Here is a 384-nt window from a genome sequence, read left to right on the forward strand (position 1 = left end):
AGAGTCTACAGAGGGCTGAGGGGCTTTGTATATAAGAAGTTTGCTTCTTATAAAAAGTTTGAAAAAAACACTTGCAAGGTACGTATCCCTATGCTATAATCTGTAACTGTGATGAGGACGAACCGCCAAGTGAGCGAAAAAAGTCCTTGACGAAAGTAAGTAAGATGTGTATAATAAATACCATCACTTGCGTGCTGGCGTAGCTCAGTTGGTAGAGCAGCTGATTTGTAATCAGCAGGTCGTAGGTTCAAGTCCTATTGCCAGCTCCATATGTGGGTGGATTCCCGAGTGGTTAAAGGGAGCAGACTGTAAATCTGCCGGCTTTGCCTTCATAGGTTCGAATCCTATTCCACCCACCAATATCGCGGGGTGGAGCAGTTGGTA

General features: G+C 44.8%; 2 tRNA genes. Both read left to right on the forward strand.

The features are described from left to right. Positions 1–193 precede the first annotated feature (193 nt). A tRNA-Thr gene (locus M3200_RS07280) sits at positions 194–269 on the forward strand. A 5-nt stretch (positions 270–274) separates the two neighbouring features. Continuing rightward, a tRNA-Tyr gene (locus M3200_RS07285) sits at positions 275–359 on the forward strand. The last annotated feature ends 25 nt before the right edge of the window (positions 360–384 follow it).

The sequence above is a fragment of the Dialister sp. CAG:357 genome (genome assembly GCF_000435155.1).
GTDB lineage: Bacteria > Bacillota > Negativicutes > Veillonellales > Dialisteraceae > Dialister > Dialister hominis.